The following is a 17029-nucleotide window of genomic DNA, read 5'->3' as shown; positions in this document are numbered from 1 at the left end:
ACATCTTGTTGGCTATTCTTTTATCGGGATTTTACGAATTGCACTAAAATAAAAATCGCGGACAGAGTAATGTTCGCGGCAAAGACGACAACCAACCACTGAGGCATAGAGAGCGTCAGGAACTTCCATACAATATCACTGCAGTCCCCATAGGCCTCAAACATGGCAGGTACCCACTTGTTAAGAGGAGCCCAGGAAGGGAACTGGACAAATACATCACAGGTGAAAAAAGGAGATGGATGCATTTGAAATTCGACATGCTGCAAAGTTAACATTAGCCCTTTGAATGACGCTGCCAGCCACACTAATAGCCCGGCCCACCTGAAAATACCCCATCTCGGTGCAATATAGCCAATCAGGCCTGCAAGGACGATTCCCCACATTGCCATTCGTTCGTAAATACACATCACACAGGGTTTAAGTCCCATAATATGCTGAAAATATAATGCGATAACTTCGAATGAAACGGCTGAAATAAGCAGCAGCCCCCAGGAAAAGCGACTTAGTGAAAATTGTTTAATAACTGAAAGCATATAAAGTTATTCCTAAAAAAAAGCTCTGATTACTCAGAGCTTTTTATATCGAATAAGTTCATTTATCAACACATATTAGTGCCCTATTGCGGAGGCGGTGTGTTGCAATGTGTCTCCTGTCGGTATTGTTAACCAGCCAAGGTCATAAAAAGCATGGGTTGCCGGACTGATAAAAAACATAATTCCAGCTAATCCGACCAGAGTCAGAACCAAAGTGTATGGTAATGCCATGATAATCATACGACCATAAGATAGCCGGATTAAAGGTGCCAGCGCGGATGTCAGAAGGAACAAAAATGCGGCCTGGCCATTTGGTGTTGCAACGGATGGCAAGTTTGTCCCGGTATTGATAGCGACAGCCAACAGGTCAAACTGTTGCCGGTTAATAATGCCTTCCATCAGAGCTGTTTTGACTTCATTGATGTATACCGTGCCAACGAATACGTTATCAGAAACCATCGACAGTATTCCGTTCGCGACGTAGAAGAGGGCCAACTGTAAATCGGCATTTTCGACATGTAGTACCGCGTCAATGACGGGTTTGAAAAGGTGTTGGTCAATAATGACGGCAACCACGGAGAAAAAGACGGCAAGAAGAGCGGTAAATGGCAGCGCTTCTTCAAAGGCTTTTCCCAGAGCATGTTCTTCGGTGATACCTGTAAAGGATGTTGCAAAGATAATAACGGATAAGCCAATCAGACCTACTGCTGCCAGGTGGAAAGCCAAACCAAGGATCAACCAGACGGCAATAATACCCTGAACCCATAGTTTAGCGACATCCAAATTCGTCCGTTCTGTACGGGACTCATTATCATAATCGACCAGAATGGTTCTGACTCGTTGTGGCAGTTCTGCTCCATAACCAAACCATTTCATTTTTTCAACAATGATACAGGTCAGAATTCCACAAATGAAAACGGGAATCGTCACTGGAGACATACGAATAATGAATTCACCAAAATGCCAGCCAGCCTGATCGGCAATAATGAGGTTCTGAGGTTCCCCAACCATGGTCATGACGCCGCCGATAGCGGTACCGATACCGGCATGCATAAGCAAAGAGCGCAAAAAAGCACGGTATTGATCCAAATCTTCTCTTGTCAAATCGGATAGGTGTTCATCAGTCGTATGGTCGTGGCTGGACGATGACCCTTTACCAGACGCCACTTTGTGATAGATAGCATAGAAACCGACAGAAACGCTGATAATGACAGCGATAACCGTCAAAGCATCCAGGAAAGCAGATAAAAAAGCAGCAGAAATACAGAATGCTAGAGACAGAGCTATCTTTGAGCGTATTTCGAGGAGTATCTTTGTGAAAATGAACAGCAATAGCTGTTTCATGAAGTAAATACCGGCAACCATAAAAATAAGAAGCATCAGAACTTCTAAATTGTTTGCCAGCTCATGCTTAACCTGCTCTGCTGAAGTCATGCCTATGGCAATAGCTTCAATTGCCAGTAAACCTCCGGGTTGAAGAGGATAACATTTCAGAGCCATTGCCAGAGTGAAAATGAATTCAACGACAAGTGACCATCCGGCAACGAATGGGCTAATGGTATAAAAAATAATTGGGTTAATAATAAGAAAAGCGATGATCGCCAGTTTATACCAGTCTGGCGCCTTACCTAGGAAATTTTTGATAAATGCATTTCTCAGAGAGATCGGCATGTTTATTACTCTTTCGTTGACTTGAATAAACATCAGCGTATTTGCTAATGGTTTCTAGCTAAAAACTTATTCAAGTTGTTCATTGCTGGTAGTGACATTGTTAGTATTAATATTTTCACTACACCCATAAATTATTCCTATTGAAAATGTCGGCTGATTACTGACTTCATTGGACCATTTTATGATCCATTTATTATTATGTTTGAAACAAACATTCGTATCAGCCTAACAAATGTAACTCAGCACGTAAAATTTCAACTATTTTTAAGTTTTTAGCGCTATTACCGAAAAGAAAATGGTCCCCTCTGTTTAATAAAATTCATAATAATGTCGTAACTTAACATGAAATAACCAGTAAATAGCAGAGTTCTTGCCTGTTACTATTAATGAGTTTATTGAGTTTCTGGAAAAACATTTTTGGTCTAAATCAATTTTTTGGCCGCTATTTGTTGAAATATTAATCGAACGGAATGTCAAAAATGAGATCTGACACATTGTATTCACAAGTTTACGATATAGAAAAACTAGTGGTATGATGAGTGCCATTCAAACAGAGAGACTATCTGGAATACGATTTAATGGTTATTAAGGCAAAGAGCCCAGCAGGATTTGCTGAAAAATATATTATTGAAAGCATTTGGAATGGTCGATTCCCCCCCGGTTCGATTCTCCCTGCCGAACGAGAGTTATCTGAGCTAATTGGCGTTACAAGAACAACATTACGGGAAGTATTACAGAGGCTTGCCAGAGATGGATGGTTAACGATTCAGCATGGTAAACCTACTAAAGTTAATCAGTTTATGGAGACATCAGGGCTTCACATTCTGGATACATTGATGACGCTTGATGCTAATAATGCGACAACGATAGTAGAGGATTTACTGGCAGCCAGAAGTAACATTAGTCCTATTTTTATGCGGTATGCTTTTAAAGCCAATCCGGAAAAATCTGAAGAAGTTATTATTCGTGTCATTGATTCCTGTAAGGCTCTTCTGGCAGCAGATTCCTGGGATTACTTCATTGAACAATCTCCTTATTCTGAGAAAATTTTAGAACAGGTTAAAGACGATTTTGCTAAGGATTCAGAGGAAAGGGAGGTATCGTTGATTGCAAAAACGTTTAATTATTACGATTATATGCTATTTCAACGTCTTGCATTTCATTCTGGTAATCAAATTTACGGTTTGATCTTTAATGGACTTAAAAAGTTATACGGACGAGTTGGAAATTACTATTTTTCTAACCCACAGGCCCGGGAACTTGCCCTTGTTTTCTATAATAATTTATTACGTATCTGTCAGAATAAGAAGAAAGACATTAAAGACGAACTGGCATTGACGATTCGTCAATATGGACGGGAAAGTGCTCTAATCTGGCAAAGTATGAAAGTTGATTTGCCGACAAGCTTTACTGAGGATGAACACTAAATCTTAGTGTAAGTGGGATTATCCGAAAAATGGCAGCAGGCTGACTATCGGTTTTAAAGACGCAGATAGTCAGCTTTTTGCTTTGGGATTAGATTTCCCGGCCTCCGGCTTCTGTGAACCATTTTTTTAAGTGGACTTTCAGATCTTTAAGTTCATCCGGACCTATGAGTGCAAGACCCAGATCCTGAGCTCTGGTAATATCATTTTGTCTTAGTGGCCTGAAGCTGACCAACATTGCCCGTGCCTGTAACCCGCCAAGGAGATCCCGCAGGGATTCTAATTTATAGAGTGTATCGTCTCCATCATCTCTCATGCCTTTTGTTTTGCATTCGATAATATGAAGTTTATTGTTTACAACTGTGGCCACGTCCAGCTCGTTGCGAACTTCCCGTTCTCCAAGTTGACGATAAACCTGAACATTTAAAGAACGATCCTGGATTGTTGGCAAATCGCTTTGCAGTTGTTTTACTGTGCTATGTACTAATGTTTCCAGCCATTCCCCATTGGAGAATCGTCTTGCATCTTCATTAGCAAAAGTCAGAATGCCATTTTTGTATGTTGCGATTTCCGCTTCGACAAGATCGGTTAAAAGGATATTGAGCTCCCGATATCCTTGTTGTTTCTCAGAGAGTTCAACATCGAGTTTCTGTTCTTTACGACAGGTTGTTGCAAGATAGTTTAATGTTGCCAGACCCGGTCCAAGTTCCAGTGCGTTACTTGCCCAACGCTCACCAAGTTTGTATAAGGTATCATCCAGAGTTGGAGCAATTTCGGATTCGAGAAATTCTCCTTTAGCACCGAAGATCGTTAAATAATCCGAAATAGTGATGCGATCTTGTACCTGAGTATCCTCAAAGTGGGCGGGGAATAGCCAGCATAATCGGTCAGAATTAGGCTCTACCACAAAGATAGGCCATTTGTAGGTTCGAAAGACTTCATAAACAGAAAGCAATCTGTGCCTTAAACCACAACTGGCGTTAAGACGAATTGTGTCCTCATCTTTTACCAGTTTTAATGCAAGATTTTCGACCGATTTTTTTATTGAAAGTATATTTGAGGTGCACGGGATTTCGTAAAATTCAGTGATAATATCCCTTTGATCCAGAACCCCTTTTATACGGAAGAAGACCGGTTTTTGAGACGCGTCGCCAATTAAAATGATTCGTTTTGCTGTACTCCGGTGGTCAAGCAATGGGGTTACCAAACGAACGGGATCCTGATCAATGATGCCAACATGGATGGTCATAGTATATCCTCACGTTTTGCTTGCCAGAAAAAGAAGGGTAAAAGTGAGCAAGCTTAAGGTAGATATAAAGATACTTACACTGAAAAACAAGGGTGAAGGAGATAAATAAGTAATTTAATCCAATGTTTTACGTTAAATTTACTATTGTCATACACTGTTTTTAACATTCTTTCTGTTTATTGGGGAACGTTTTCTTTGAAAAGAACGTCTTAATATTGAAAACCAGTTTAATAAAAAGCGCTGTTTTTCTTAAGACTTTTAGTTGAGCTTTTGTTTACCGTAGCGCATACTTCTGGCAACATTAAGTCCAATAAACTAAGTTAATTCTGAGGGTTGCTTACTTATTCCTTATTAATATCCGTTAAGCAACTTATCATCTCTGGAGATAGCTCATGGCAGAAGAAACGATTTTTAGTAAAATAATCCGAAAAGAAATTCCATCTGATATTCTTTATCAGGATGAACTGGTTACGGCTTTCAGGGACATTAGCCCCAGGGCTCCGACGCACGTTGTTATCATCCCCAATAAGGTGATTCCTACTGTTAATGATATTGAAGAAGATGATGAAGTTACTTTGGGTCGTCTGTTTACGGTGGCTAGGAAATTAGCAAAGCAAGAAGGTATCGCTGAAGATGGATATCGCCTTATTATGAATTGTAATTCTCATGGCGGTCAGGAAGTTTATCATATTCACATGCACCTTTTAGGCGGAAAACCATTGGGCCCTTTGCTGATGGGATAAATGCTATTATTTCTGGCTGATGATTAATCTTAATTTTTCGTTGTTTCCTTCTGTCAGAAACACATATCCTGGTATACGAATGAATAAAGAGCATTTATTTATATTTCGTCTGATACATCGCATATTTATTGTTGTTTTTTCTTTGTCTCTTTTCGGGTGTTCGAGCTTTACGGCTGGGAATTTTTTTAGTCATTACAGCGCCCAAAACGAAGAAATGCACCAGAGCCTTGTCCGTGGAGATTACTCTGACGCGCAATCCAGTCTGGATGCTGATGGTGCTGGTCCAATTTTATCTAATCTTGAAAAAGGGCGTTTAGCCCTTTTAAATAAAGAGACTGATGAAAGTCAGCGTTTTTTTGAGCAAGGTGATAATGCGTTAAAAGAGCAGCAGCAAAAAGCCGTTATTTCTCTCAGTGAAGAAGCGGGGTCTTTAGCTGCCTTATCTGTCAACGATAATCTGACTTCTTATGTCCCGGCCGATTATGAAGTGGGTTTTCTTCATTTATATATGGCGTTGAATTATCTTGATAAAAATAATTTTAACGATGCGCTTGTTGAACTTCGCCGGGCAAACATTGTCCAGAAGAAAGCTAAAGATATAAGAGAAGAGTCTTTAAAAAATGAACAGGAAACATTGAGTGAAAATGGTGTATCACCGAGTATTGGAAGTGTTTTAGCCAATTATCCCGGTTCTTCAAATACGCTGTCGGCGATACAAAATGGGTATTTGTTTTTTCTGTCCGGATTGATTTATGAAGCAACCCGAAACGTCAACGATGCATATATTGATTACAACAGGGCTCTGGCTGTTGCACCGGATAATCAGGTTGTAATTGATGCCGTTATTCGGTGTGCTGAGCAGCTTGATATGAAAGACGATTTAGTCTTATTGCGTAAAAAGTACAAAAATCGTTTCACTCATATTAAAAACAGTCATAAAGCCAGAGTTATTATCATAAGAGAGCAGGGGGTTGTAAAAGCAATGAAAAGCTGGAAGCAATCCTTACCTATAATTGACAGTCGTTCTCACTCGGTTATTTATTCTCTTGCTTTGCCTTATTACGATAATCTCGGAAATGATCATAATTCCGGTTACCCGGTTACGTTAAACTCTAAAGTCATTGATGAGAATGTAATTACCGACGTTAATCATATGGCGGCGTATGCTTTAAGAGAAAGAATTGTGTCCACCATTGTCAGACAGGTAATGCGGCTTGTTATAAAAGATCAGGTTCGTCGGGAATTGGCAAAAGATAATGAATTAGCGAGTATCATGGTGAGTGTATGGAATACGTTTACTGAGCAGCCAGATACCCGGAGTTGGTTATCGTTACCTGGTATGGTAACAACCGCTGAAAAAATGGTATCTCCCGGTGAACAGCATATTCAAATTGGTACGAGAAGCTATGATTTTAACGTTCAGGAAGGTCGTACAGTACTGGTATGGGTTTCACAGCAAGGCTCTGGTACTGTTATTTGGCATAAGAAATTAGGAAGGCTATGATGAAGAAGATATTGTTTGTCTTATTTTTTAGCAGTATCGCAATAATGGGATGCAGCAGTTCTAAAACGTCAGGTTTATCGGTTGATAGCGAGTATCAACGGGTATTGTTCGGGGACAGTTCAATGTCTTCCTATATCAGAGTTGACGATATTTCGACTCAGGAAGTGAGTGGACACACCCGGGGCGTTGTAAGACTGGAAAATTTGGATGACCACAGTCAGGCATTGGAATATCGTTTCTACTGGTATGATGAGAATGGTCTGGAAGTTAGTATGAAGCCCGGGGCCTGGAAGCGGGTTCTGATTGGTGGTAAAGAAATGGAGTCACTATCAGAAGTCTCTATTTCTCCTAAAGGGAAAAATTTTCGTTTACAGGTAAGGGCGTCAAAATAGCCTGACATTTAAGGAGAAAATAATGAAGAAAAGTGTGATTGTACTGTTGGGCGTTGCTTCTATATTGTCTGGTTGTGCTAATACCGTCTCTTATGGTGATGCTGACGCTGTTGAAACAAAAACCGTTGATTTTGGTTCAACAGATTTGCAAAAGATAGCTTCGGATATGGTCGATAGTATGATGATGTCGGGTTCTGTTGCTGCAATTACCAAGAACTCCAGACCGATTATTTTTGTCGATGGTATTAAGAATAAAACAAGTGAGCATATTGATACTGAATCTATCACTGATACCATCAGTACTAAGATGCTGAACTCCGGTAAATTCCGTTTTGTCGATATGGACAGAGTCGAGGATGTTCGTAAGCAACTTCAGTTCCAGAATAATGATGAGTTAGTGGATAAAGGTAGCTCAGTTAAATTTGGGAAAATGGTTGGTGCTCAGTATATGCTATACGGAAATTTATCCAGTATTGTGAAAGAAGAAGGCAGAGATAAAGACGTATATTATAAAATGACCATGCGTTTGATGGACATCAAATCGGGTTTAATTGAATGGGCCGATGAAACCCAAATTCGCAAAGAACAGTCTCGTAGTCTGTTTGGGTTATAGAATTTGCTTTTATGGCAAGAATTCCATGGGATGAAGCGTGTACTTTTGATTCAAGCCTTTCTGCTTTGGGGAAAGTGTGGGGTACATTACCATCTTATGCAGAAACGCTCTCTGGTGGTTTAACAAATCGTTGCTGGAAAATATACGGAGAAGATGGAAAACCGTATATATGGAGGCCGGTTACTGACCTCACCAGAGAGTTGTCGATATCAAGGCAGCAGGAATACCAGATTCTGTCGGCTTTGCAAAAAAATGCTCCTCACCTTGCTCCGAAACCAATTTCCCGTCAGCCTGAAGGTATTTTAGTTGAATGGATTGAAGGTGATGTTATTACTGAATTATCAGAAGTTGATATTGTTCGCCTGTTATCTGATATTCACAGGCAGGATTGCAATGCAATTCCTGTTTCTCCATTTAATTACACGGCAAGAATCGATCATTACTGGCTAATCCTTGAATCGGGCAATGAAAATGTAGCCCGGTTTGAATCTATTTATCATTCTCTGAGAGTAGTCCCGCCTGTCAGCCGTAGAGAAAGTGTCTTATGCCATTTTGATCTTGGTGTTCATAATATTATTCGTTCAAGGCAGGGGTTAAAGGTCATTGATTGGGAGTATGCTTCTATCGCTGATCCACGTATTGATATTGCTATGACGGTTTTTATGGAGAATGCCGATCTTGTCAAATTTGTTGCCCGGTATTGTAAAATGAATGGCCTGGAAAGTGTCAATGATTGGATAAATGGAGTAAAGGCCTGGATGCCACGAGTATATTTCATGGCCTTTTTGTGGTATCTGGTCGCGTATCATCATGGCTGCGGAGACGACTACCTGACGTGGGCCGAAGAACTTTTTCCTCTTATTTCTGACGGTTCTGGCAGAAATTAAATACACAGTACATCATACCCTTGTAAATTGTGTTAGATTTAAAACTGGCATTACATGGAGCAGGTATATGATTATTTATCTTCACGGATTTGATTCAACAAGTCCGGGCAATCACGAAAAAATCATGCAGCTACAGTTTATTGATGATGATGTAAGGTTCATCAGTTATAGCACTCTTCATCCAAAACACGATATGCAACATCTTCTGAAAGAAGTCACTAAAGCGCTGGCATCAACAAACGATCCGACTCCAATAATATGCGGAGTTGGTTTAGGGGGATACTGGTCGGAACGTATTGGTTTTTTGTGCGGTATTAAACAGGTGATATTTAATCCTAATTTATTTCCACAGGAAAATATGGATGGTCTGATTGACCGGCCTGAAGAATATGAGGATATTGCAACAAAATGTGTTGAAAACTTCAGACTGAAAAATCTTAACCGCTGCTTGGTCATTTTAGCTCAACAAGATGAACTTCTTGATACTCAGCGAATTTTTACCGAACTTGACCGTTACTATTCGGTTATCTGGGACGAAACACAGACACATAAGTTTAAGAAAATATCCCAACATCTTAAAGAAATTCAATCATTTAAAGAATCTAAGTGATGATTATATTTTATTAGAAAAAAGGTAGCAATGAAGCTGCCTTTTTTTATGTTTTTTTCGATTAATTTTTACATTTTATGGCTAATTCTTTGGTTGCACAGGTCGATTTGCTCTATATAATAGCTACAAAAAGAATAACTTGATATTCATCAATAAACCTTAAGTGAGTGGTTAACTCTCCATTATTATCATTTTGTTCATTGAATGCGCCTTAAAAATCGGTTTCTCTAAAAACTGAAAGTCATCATTAAATTCACAATGGACAGAGACAGAATTTGAACGGTTGGTTCTTGTGTACCGGCTGTAAGTTTTTTAATTTTTATTTTGAGGACTGTTTTGTGAGTCGTATTGTTGTTATTGGTGGTGGTGCCGGAGGTCTGGAGCTTGCCACAAAATTAGGTCGTACTCTGGGAAGAAAACAACGCGCCCACGTAACGTTGGTGGATAGAAAGGCCAGTCATTTATGGAAACCTTTGTTGCATGAAGTTGCGACTGGCTTTTTGGATGAAGGTGTCGATGGTTTAAGCTATCGTGCGCACGCAAAGAATTATTGTTTTGATTTCCAAATGGGGAGCCTGAAAGATATTGATCGTGACAGAAAAGTCATTATTTTAGATGATTTTTACGATGATGATGGCGATTTACTGGTTGCCAGTCGTGAAATCGAATATGACATCTTAGTGCTGGCAATTGGTTCTATTTCTAATGACTTTAATACACCGGGGGTCAGAGAGAATTGTATCTTCCTCGATAGTCCTGAACAGGCTCTTCGTTTCCGTACGGAAATGAACAATGAATTTTTGAAGCTGCACTCACGCAGAGGTGAAGGGACGGTTGGTATTGCGATTGTTGGTGCTGGTGCTACGGGTGTTGAATTATCCGCTGAACTTCACAATGCACTTGAGCAATTACAGACCTATGGCTTTGGTGATTTAGATTCCAGTAAATTAAATGTGAATTTAATTGAAGCCGGTGAGCGTATTTTACCGGCTCTTCCTCCCCGAATTTCCGGCTCTGCACATTCAGAATTATTGAAATTGGGTGTTAATGTCCGAACTTCAACCATGGTCACAAAAGCGGAAGAAGATGGCCTGACAACGAAAGATGGTGAAAAGATACATGCTCATATTATGGTTTGGGCTGCGGGTATCAAGGCACCGGATTTCATTAAAAATATTGCAGGTCTTGAAACGAACCGTATTAATCAGATTGTGGTGAAAGACACTCTACAGACGACAGTTGACGATAATATTTTTGTCATTGGTGATTTAGCTCAGTGTACTCAGGCTGACGGCCAGATTGTGCCTCCAAGAGCACAAGCTGCGCACCAGATGGCTTCGAGAACATTTGCAAATATCATTTCAATTTTAAACGGTCGTGAACTGAAATCTTATAAATATAAAGATCACGGCTCTTTAGTGTCCTTGAGCCGTTTTTCAACGGTGGGTAGTCTGATGGGAAGCCTGACTCGGGGGTCAATGATGGTTGAAGGCCGAATTGCCCGGGTTGTTTATGTTTCTTTATATCGAATGCATCAGATTGCGATTTATGGCGCATTTAAAACCGGATTAATGATGCTTGTCGGTCGGATTAACCGGGTTTTAAAACCAAAATTAAAACTTCATTAATTTATATAGAGACAAGTTCTTAGGATCATTTAAAGATACGGTCTTTCGATAGTAAATGAACTACCTTCTTCATAAGGTAGTTCATTTCGTTCACTCTATGTCAATTCTAGTGTTTAGTTTGTTTTTTGGATGCTTTAACTACATCGAATGTTTTGAGTTGAGCTGACTTATTCTAGAATAGCCCAGAAATAGATGTTGTTAACCCGTCAATAAGTGCAGGACGAGCTTCGTCAAAATCAAGATTAACTTTATTTGCATTTGAAACGATTCGAGTTTGATACCGTTTCTTATCAGTTGTTGTCTTATAATTAGTATTTGTCATGTTAGCATTACCATTTTGAAGGTTGCTTTTTGATACTACTGAAATTGATTGATCTGATTTTTCTACGATACGTACGTCGGTAATTAAGGAGTAATTAATGTCCTCTACCAGACTATCTCCGATGAAACCAACGGCACTACCAATTAAACCGCCAGCGATAATAGAGCCTGAATTACTAGTTGAAGACGCTACAGCCAGAGCACCCAAAGCTCCACCAGCCAAGCCTGCTCCATATCCACTTGATAAGAAATTATTAGCGTCTCTTAAATCCATCTTATCTGCTTTTAGTAGATTTGCTTGAATCCAATAATGAGCTTGCTTTGGATTATCCAGAACTTTATAGCCTTTTGCTTCTAATTTATTTTTTAGTTCGTCTGTAATTTTAAGGTTTTTATCTGTTGTATTTTTAACTTGTAAGAAGATGGTGTGTTCTTCTTGAGGTGTTGGGTCAAGCCAGATTGATTGGCTCATTTGCGTTTTTACTTCAAGATTTCTTTTTTTTACTGCGGTTTTCATAGCTGAACAACCTGTTAATGATATAGACATAATAGCTAAAGAGGTTATCAGCATTTTTGGGTATTTCATCTTTACACCTTTTTATATTTTATTGATTAATATATTCAATACTTTGTAGCAGCAATAATATCCTTATTGCCAAATTGAGATTATTAGTTTTGTTGAATTTCAATTTTGCATATCTACAGTTTTTTATATGTGACATAAAAATTTAAGATTACAAATCAAAAAGTTATTATGTACTTTATTGTGTTTTATGTTGCTTTGTTCATTAGTAGTGCTGATTAAATTTGGTTATTCTAATCAGAATACTATGGCTAAATTCATGGGAGAATCAGGTTATGAATTAGCAAAGAAAACATACTATTCAGCAGTGGTTCGAAGAAAGCAGCGGAAATGACTTTTTAGATAACAGTACATCTCTACCACGAATTGCAGATGCAATATGGGCAGGCTATCTTTAACTGTTGAATAGTGGGTTCGTCAGATTGAGGCAGTTAATACACTAGAAGAAATTATCAATGCGTATTAATCAAAAAGGCCTTAAGCTTTGAAACTTAAAACCTTTTATAACTTAGTTGTAGCCTAATTCAACTGATCAAAATCAAATAAGCCTCAACTGACAGTATTAGATGTGACCGAGACTTTTATTTTACTTTTCTTACCTGAATGATCATACCCATCAAAGGGTGATCAAAATAATGGGTTTCACCACTTTTCATACGGCGTTTTTGATCAAGCCGATAAGATTTCAGGAATGTCTCGGTTCTGACTTCCGGGCTTACGTTTTCCAGATGGCCGAATTTCGTTGTATCGTTTTGGTCTTCTGAAGTTTTGTCTTCCGTATTATCTGTCATATTGCCGGGTTGATTACTGATAAGAGAGATATCTCTGACGCTGGGTTCTTTCAGATCAAATTCTGCATCGGCATAAAGATAATGTTGGACATAGATTTGTAATTTTCCATCCAACTCATAAACCGGACTTGGCATACTGCTTTCTGTGACACCATCAATAGGGGAGATCTGGGTGTTATTTACAGAGGTTCCATTGGCATTAAACTGACCGGAGTAATTTTTCCCGGCAAGGATATGAAAAATCGGAGCATAATATTTACTCTGGTCCCCCTGACGCCAGGCAGTATGCAGAAGAACTTTGAATCCGGCATGGTTTCTCAGTCGCTGCTCCTGATCGTTCAGCTGATAGGAAGAGAGGGGTAAAAGTGTGACTCCTTTCTTTTCCAGATAAGCTTGAGAGGTAAGACTTCCTACCCGGCTGAAATCAATAGGTGGCAGAGTGTTGGGCCATGATTCATTGGTCTGTTCTGCCGATATGTTACGTTTAAAAATAATAACTTCTACGTCAAACTGGCGCTTTGCCATTACAGGCAAGGCAAAGATAAGAAGAAGTAACGGGACCAGTCGTTTCATTATTGCTCCATACATGCATGTCAGAATAAAAAGTGTTCAGGCAACTGCCAGACGATTATGGTTGAATTCATCTAACATGTTTGTGACAAAGTCGATACGTTCTGCTCTGTCAGGTAACGGAATACTAAACTTAAATTTAGTCGGTCCGTCTAAAGTAAACTGTTTTGGCTGAGACTGAAGTAGTTTAACTAAATAACCGGGGTCAATGTCAGCATTTGGATAGAACTCTATATAGCCACCTTTATTATGAGCTTCCACTTTCTTAATTTTTAAGTGCGCAGCGGCCAGTTTTAATTTAGTGACTGCTAATAAATTTAATGCAGCGTCAGGCAGTTTGCCAAATCTGTCAATGATTTCGCTCTTTAACTCATTTAGCTCATCAATACCGGGTACGCTGGCAATTTGCTTATACATAGAGAGACGGGTATTAATATCCGGGATAAAATCGTCAGGTAATAATGCCGGTAAACGCAGTTCTACTTCAGTTTGTTCCTTCAGTAAATCGTCCAAAGCCGGTTCTTTACCGGATTTTAGTGCTTCGACGGCCTGTTCCAGCATTTCCATATATAACGTAAACCCGACAGATTGAATCTGGCCACTTTGCTCATCGCCCAGTAATTCACCGGCACCACGAATTTCCAGATCATGAGTGGCAAGCGTGAAACCTGCTCCCAGATCTTCTAATGATGCCAGAGCTTCAAGACGTTTTACGGCATCTTTTGTCAGAGCCTTGGGTGGAGGGGTTAACAGATAAGCATAAGCCTGATGATGAGAACGGCCTACACGACCACGTAACTGATGTAACTGGGCTAACCCAAATTTATCCGCCCGGTCAATTATCATTGTATTGGCCGTCGGTACGTCAATACCTGTTTCGATGATCGTTGTACAGACAAGCAGGTTGAAGCGCTGATGATAAAAGTCATTCATGATGCGCTCTAATTCTCTTTCCCGCATCTGTCCGTGAGCAACGGTGATTCTGGCTTCCGGTATAAGTTCCGCAAGGTCTGACGCAACTTTCTCTATGGTCTCTACCTGATTATGCAGATAGTAAACCTGTCCGCCACGCATGATTTCCCGTAAGACGGCTTCTCTGGTTGTATTGCTGTCTTTAGGCCGGACAAATGTTTTTACTGCTAAACGTCTGGCTGGAGGAGTGGCAATAATCGACAGATCACGCATCCCACTCATTGCCATATTCAGTGTTCTTGGTATTGGTGTGGCGGTGAGTGTCAGGATATCAACATCCGCTCGCATTGCTTTGACTTTTTCTTTCTGGCGAACGCCGAACCGGTGTTCTTCATCGACAATGAGCAATCCCAGATCGTTGAAACGAATATCATTCGAGAGCAGTTTGTGAGTGCCAACTAATATATCGACTTTGCCATCCGCAACATCCTGAATAATTTTCTTTTGTTCTTTTGCTGTTTTAAAGCGGGACAAAACTTCCACCCGGATTGGCAGGTTTGCAAACCGATCCCGGAAATTTTCAAAATGTTGTTGTGCGAGAAGTGTCGTCGGCACCAGCATGGCCACCTGTTTGTTGTTATCTGTGCAAACGTTAGCAGCACGCATTGCCACTTCAGTTTTACCAAAACCTACGTCTCCACATACCAGGCGATCCATTGCTTTCGGCTGACACATATCCGATAAAACGGAGTTAATCGCTAAGGCCTGATCGTCTGTTTCCTCGAACGGGAAAGAAGATCGGAACGAATTGTATTGTTCTCTGTCCAGATGAAATTTAAATCCTGGTTTTAACTCTCGTTTAGCGTAAACATCCAAAAGTTCAGCTGCGACGTCTCTGACTTTTTCTGCTGCTTTTCTACGGGCCTTGGACCAGCTGTCTCCGCCTAATTTGTGCAGCGGGGCACTTTCTTCTGCTCCGCCTGAGTAGCGGCTTATTAGATTTAATGATGAAACGGGAACATAAAGTTTTGCTTCATTCTGGTACTCCAGCGTCACGTATTCAGTGGTAATTCCGCCAGCTTCAAGGGTTTGCAGACCGATATAGCGGCCAATTCCATGATCAATATGTACTACTGGTTGGCCGGGTTTTAATTCGGCCAGATTCCGGATAACTGCATCACTGTTTATATTACGCTTATCTTTGCGCCGGCGTTGAATAACGCGATCACCAAGGATGTCTGACTCACAAATCAATGCAATATTTTTATCAGGGAAAATAAACCCTTTTTCGGCCTGACTCAAAATCAAGCCGAATTTTGATTTTTCGTTAAGAGCATCATTTAACGTTGAAGATTCAGATAAACTGATTTTTACGGGAGTCAGGAGTTCTTTAAGTGCTTCCCTGCGACCTTCTGATTCAACTGAAAATACAATTTTTCCGGGGAAGGCTTCACAAAACCGGCGTAAGTCCGCTAGTGGTTCTTTTGTATTATGTCTAGCTTTTATTTCGGGTAGTGAAATCGCGGGGATATTGACCCTTCCGGCTTTTTCTTCTATTCGTTCCTGACTGAAGTGAGTCTGAGGGAATGTATTGAGCAAGCCAAAAAGCTGATCTTTTTTTAACCACAGTTCATCGGGTGGTAACAAAGGTCGTAGCGGGTCGACTTTTCTCTGTTCATACCGGGTGCTAACGTCCGCCAGAAAGGTATCGATTGCAGGTTCCAGTTGTCCTGCAATCAAAATTTGTGAATCGTCAGGTAAATAATCGAATAATGTTTCGGTTTTCTCAAAAAAAAGCGGTTGCCAGTACTCAATTCCGGCGGGCCAGGTGCCTTTTGTAATTTGCATATATACCGATTCAGGTTCTCTTCTTGCTTCAAAACGTTGACGCCAGCGGGATCTGAATTCTTCAATGGCGGATTCACTGGTTGGGAACTCGTGAGCAGGCAATAAATTAATATTTTCTATTTCTTCGATTGAACGCTGATTTTCCGGGTCAAACGTTCGGATTGTATCAATTTCGTCATCAAAAAAATCGATACGGTAGGGAAGGTGGCTTCCCATTGGAAACAGATCAAGAATGGATCCCCGGCTTGCGTATTCGCCCGGACCGAAGACCTGATCAGTATGCCGGTATCCAGATTGTTCTAACTGGCCTCGTAATTTATCTAAAGAAAAAAGGTCCCCGCGTTTTACCATTAGGGTATGTTGCAACAAAAAATCCCGGGGAGATTGTCTTTGCAGAAGGGTACTGATCGGAGTAATGGTTATGCCTTCAGCCAGTGATGAAAGCTGATACAGTCTGGCTATTCGTTCAGAAATGATTTCCTGATGCGGAGAAAAACTGTCATAAGGCAAGGTTTCCCAGTCTGGAAATAATGTGACATCACCTTTTGCAAACTGACGGATTTCATTTTGTAGTCTGACGGCTGTCTGAGTATCAGGAACAACAACCAGTGTATGGCTGGTTGACTGGTTGGATGATTCTGCTATCGCCAGTGACAAACTGGCACCAATAAGATTACCATTATATTTCTTATCGCCAGATTTAGTTGCGTTTAAAAAAGGCAGTGTCTGATTTTTTTTCATCTTAATTAT

Annotated in this window: 14 protein-coding genes; 8 read left to right on the top strand and 6 right to left on the bottom strand. The window is 40.2% G+C overall.

Features of this window, described 5'->3' with window-relative positions:
- Positions 1-20: 20 nt before the first annotated feature.
- Both dsbB and nhaB read right to left on the bottom strand, forming a co-directional pair.
- Complete coding sequence (dsbB, locus tag LRQ06_RS02605) at positions 21-533, bottom strand: disulfide bond formation protein DsbB (RefSeq protein ID WP_232764882.1); 513 nt, start codon at positions 531-533, stop codon at positions 21-23.
- 75 nt (positions 534-608) lie between these two features.
- On the bottom strand, positions 609-2204 hold the full coding sequence (gene nhaB / locus LRQ06_RS02600; protein WP_232764881.1) for a Na(+)/H(+) antiporter NhaB: 1596 nt from the start codon (positions 2202-2204) through the stop codon (positions 609-611).
- 578 nt (positions 2205-2782) lie between these two features.
- On the opposite strand from nhaB, the gene fadR reads away from it, so the two are divergent.
- The gene (fadR, locus tag LRQ06_RS02595) at positions 2783-3631 is read left to right on the top strand and encodes a fatty acid metabolism transcriptional regulator FadR (protein WP_232765460.1); all 849 of its coding nucleotides are present in this window, start codon (positions 2783-2785) and stop codon (positions 3629-3631) included.
- Positions 3632-3719: 88 nt separating this feature from the next.
- Here the strand turns inward: fadR and LRQ06_RS02590 are convergent, their stop codons facing one another.
- Complete coding sequence (locus tag LRQ06_RS02590; protein ID WP_232764880.1) at positions 3720-4877, bottom strand: Card1-like endonuclease domain-containing protein; 1158 nt, start codon at positions 4875-4877, stop codon at positions 3720-3722.
- A gap of 392 nt (positions 4878-5269) precedes the next feature.
- Here LRQ06_RS02590 and hinT point away from each other — a divergent pair, with 392 nt between their 5' ends.
- From hinT to LRQ06_RS02555, 7 genes are all read left to right on the top strand, one after another.
- A complete protein-coding gene (gene hinT, locus LRQ06_RS02585) occupies positions 5270-5620 on the top strand; it encodes a purine nucleoside phosphoramidase (RefSeq protein ID WP_232764879.1) in 351 nt (116 codons plus the stop codon).
- Between the two features lie 79 nt (positions 5621-5699).
- The gene (locus LRQ06_RS02580; protein ID WP_232764878.1) at positions 5700-7124 is read left to right on the top strand and encodes a COG3014 family protein; all 1425 of its coding nucleotides are present in this window, start codon (positions 5700-5702) and stop codon (positions 7122-7124) included.
- Complete coding sequence (locus LRQ06_RS02575; protein ID WP_232764877.1) at positions 7121-7516, top strand: YcfL family putative periplasmic lipoprotein; 396 nt, start codon at positions 7121-7123, stop codon at positions 7514-7516. Before LRQ06_RS02580 ends, LRQ06_RS02575 begins: the two co-directional genes overlap by 4 nt.
- Before the next feature lie 22 nt (positions 7517-7538).
- Positions 7539-8129 carry a penicillin-binding protein activator LpoB gene (gene lpoB / locus LRQ06_RS02570; RefSeq protein ID WP_232764876.1) on the top strand — a complete coding sequence of 197 codons (591 nt, stop codon included), beginning with the start codon at positions 7539-7541 and terminating at the stop codon, positions 8127-8129.
- A gap of 11 nt (positions 8130-8140) precedes the next feature.
- Positions 8141-9016 (top strand): phosphotransferase, encoded by an 876-nt coding sequence (locus LRQ06_RS02565; RefSeq protein WP_232764875.1) that lies wholly within the window; start codon positions 8141-8143, stop codon positions 9014-9016.
- Between the two features lie 67 nt (positions 9017-9083).
- On the top strand, positions 9084-9626 hold the full coding sequence (gene ycfP / locus LRQ06_RS02560) for an alpha/beta hydrolase YcfP (protein WP_232764874.1): 543 nt from the start codon (positions 9084-9086) through the stop codon (positions 9624-9626).
- Between the two features lie 338 nt (positions 9627-9964).
- Positions 9965-11254 (top strand): NAD(P)/FAD-dependent oxidoreductase, encoded by a 1290-nt coding sequence (locus LRQ06_RS02555; RefSeq protein WP_232764873.1) that lies wholly within the window; start codon positions 9965-9967, stop codon positions 11252-11254.
- A 172-nt stretch (positions 11255-11426) separates the two neighbouring features.
- Here LRQ06_RS02555 and LRQ06_RS02550 read toward each other — a convergent pair whose 3' ends face one another.
- The 3 genes from LRQ06_RS02550 to mfd all read right to left on the bottom strand — a co-directional run bounded on the left by LRQ06_RS02550 (position 11427) and on the right by mfd (position 17020).
- Positions 11427-12161, bottom strand: a complete 735-nt coding sequence (locus tag LRQ06_RS02550) for a complement resistance protein TraT (RefSeq protein ID WP_232764872.1) — start codon at positions 12159-12161, stop codon at positions 11427-11429.
- Between the two features lie 578 nt (positions 12162-12739).
- Positions 12740-13522 (bottom strand): peptidoglycan binding protein CsiV, encoded by a 783-nt coding sequence (locus tag LRQ06_RS02545; RefSeq protein WP_232764871.1) that lies wholly within the window; start codon positions 13520-13522, stop codon positions 12740-12742.
- Between the two features lie 36 nt (positions 13523-13558).
- Positions 13559-17020 carry a transcription-repair coupling factor gene (gene mfd, locus LRQ06_RS02540; RefSeq protein WP_232764870.1) on the bottom strand — a complete coding sequence of 1154 codons (3462 nt, stop codon included), beginning with the start codon at positions 17018-17020 and terminating at the stop codon, positions 13559-13561.
- Positions 17021-17029: the final 9 nt, after the last annotated feature.

Origin of the sequence: Vibrio salinus, from assembly GCF_021272385.1 — a bacterium.
GTDB classification, from domain to species: domain Bacteria; phylum Pseudomonadota; class Gammaproteobacteria; order Enterobacterales; family Vibrionaceae; genus Vibrio; species Vibrio salinus.
Note: the sequence above shows the minus strand (reverse complement) of the source record. Positions and strands in the feature narration are given on the sequence as shown.

What these genes read in the sequence shown, in the direction of transcription:
- dsbB (WP_232764882.1), bottom strand. Translation starts at nt 533, where the DNA reads ATGCTTTCAGTTATTAAACAATTTTCACTAAGTCGCTTTTCCTGGGGG.
- nhaB (WP_232764881.1), bottom strand. Translation starts at nt 2,204, where the DNA reads ATGCCGATCTCTCTGAGAAATGCATTTATCAAAAATTTCCTAGGTAAG.
- fadR (WP_232765460.1), top strand. Translation starts at nt 2,783, where the DNA reads ATGGTTATTAAGGCAAAGAGCCCAGCAGGATTTGCTGAAAAATATATT.
- LRQ06_RS02590 (WP_232764880.1), bottom strand. Translation starts at nt 4,877, where the DNA reads ATGACCATCCATGTTGGCATCATTGATCAGGATCCCGTTCGTTTGGTA.
- hinT (WP_232764879.1), top strand. Translation starts at nt 5,270, where the DNA reads ATGGCAGAAGAAACGATTTTTAGTAAAATAATCCGAAAAGAAATTCCA.
- LRQ06_RS02580 (WP_232764878.1), top strand. Translation starts at nt 5,700, where the DNA reads ATGAATAAAGAGCATTTATTTATATTTCGTCTGATACATCGCATATTT.
- LRQ06_RS02575 (WP_232764877.1), top strand. Translation starts at nt 7,121, where the DNA reads ATGATGAAGAAGATATTGTTTGTCTTATTTTTTAGCAGTATCGCAATA.
- lpoB (WP_232764876.1), top strand. Translation starts at nt 7,539, where the DNA reads ATGAAGAAAAGTGTGATTGTACTGTTGGGCGTTGCTTCTATATTGTCT.
- LRQ06_RS02565 (WP_232764875.1), top strand. Translation starts at nt 8,141, where the DNA reads ATGGCAAGAATTCCATGGGATGAAGCGTGTACTTTTGATTCAAGCCTT.
- ycfP (WP_232764874.1), top strand. Translation starts at nt 9,084, where the DNA reads ATGATTATTTATCTTCACGGATTTGATTCAACAAGTCCGGGCAATCAC.
- LRQ06_RS02550 (WP_232764872.1), bottom strand. Translation starts at nt 12,161, where the DNA reads ATGAAATACCCAAAAATGCTGATAACCTCTTTAGCTATTATGTCTATA.
- LRQ06_RS02545 (WP_232764871.1), bottom strand. Translation starts at nt 13,522, where the DNA reads ATGAAACGACTGGTCCCGTTACTTCTTCTTATCTTTGCCTTGCCTGTA.
- mfd (WP_232764870.1), bottom strand. Translation starts at nt 17,020, where the DNA reads ATGAAAAAAAATCAGACACTGCCTTTTTTAAACGCAACTAAATCTGGC.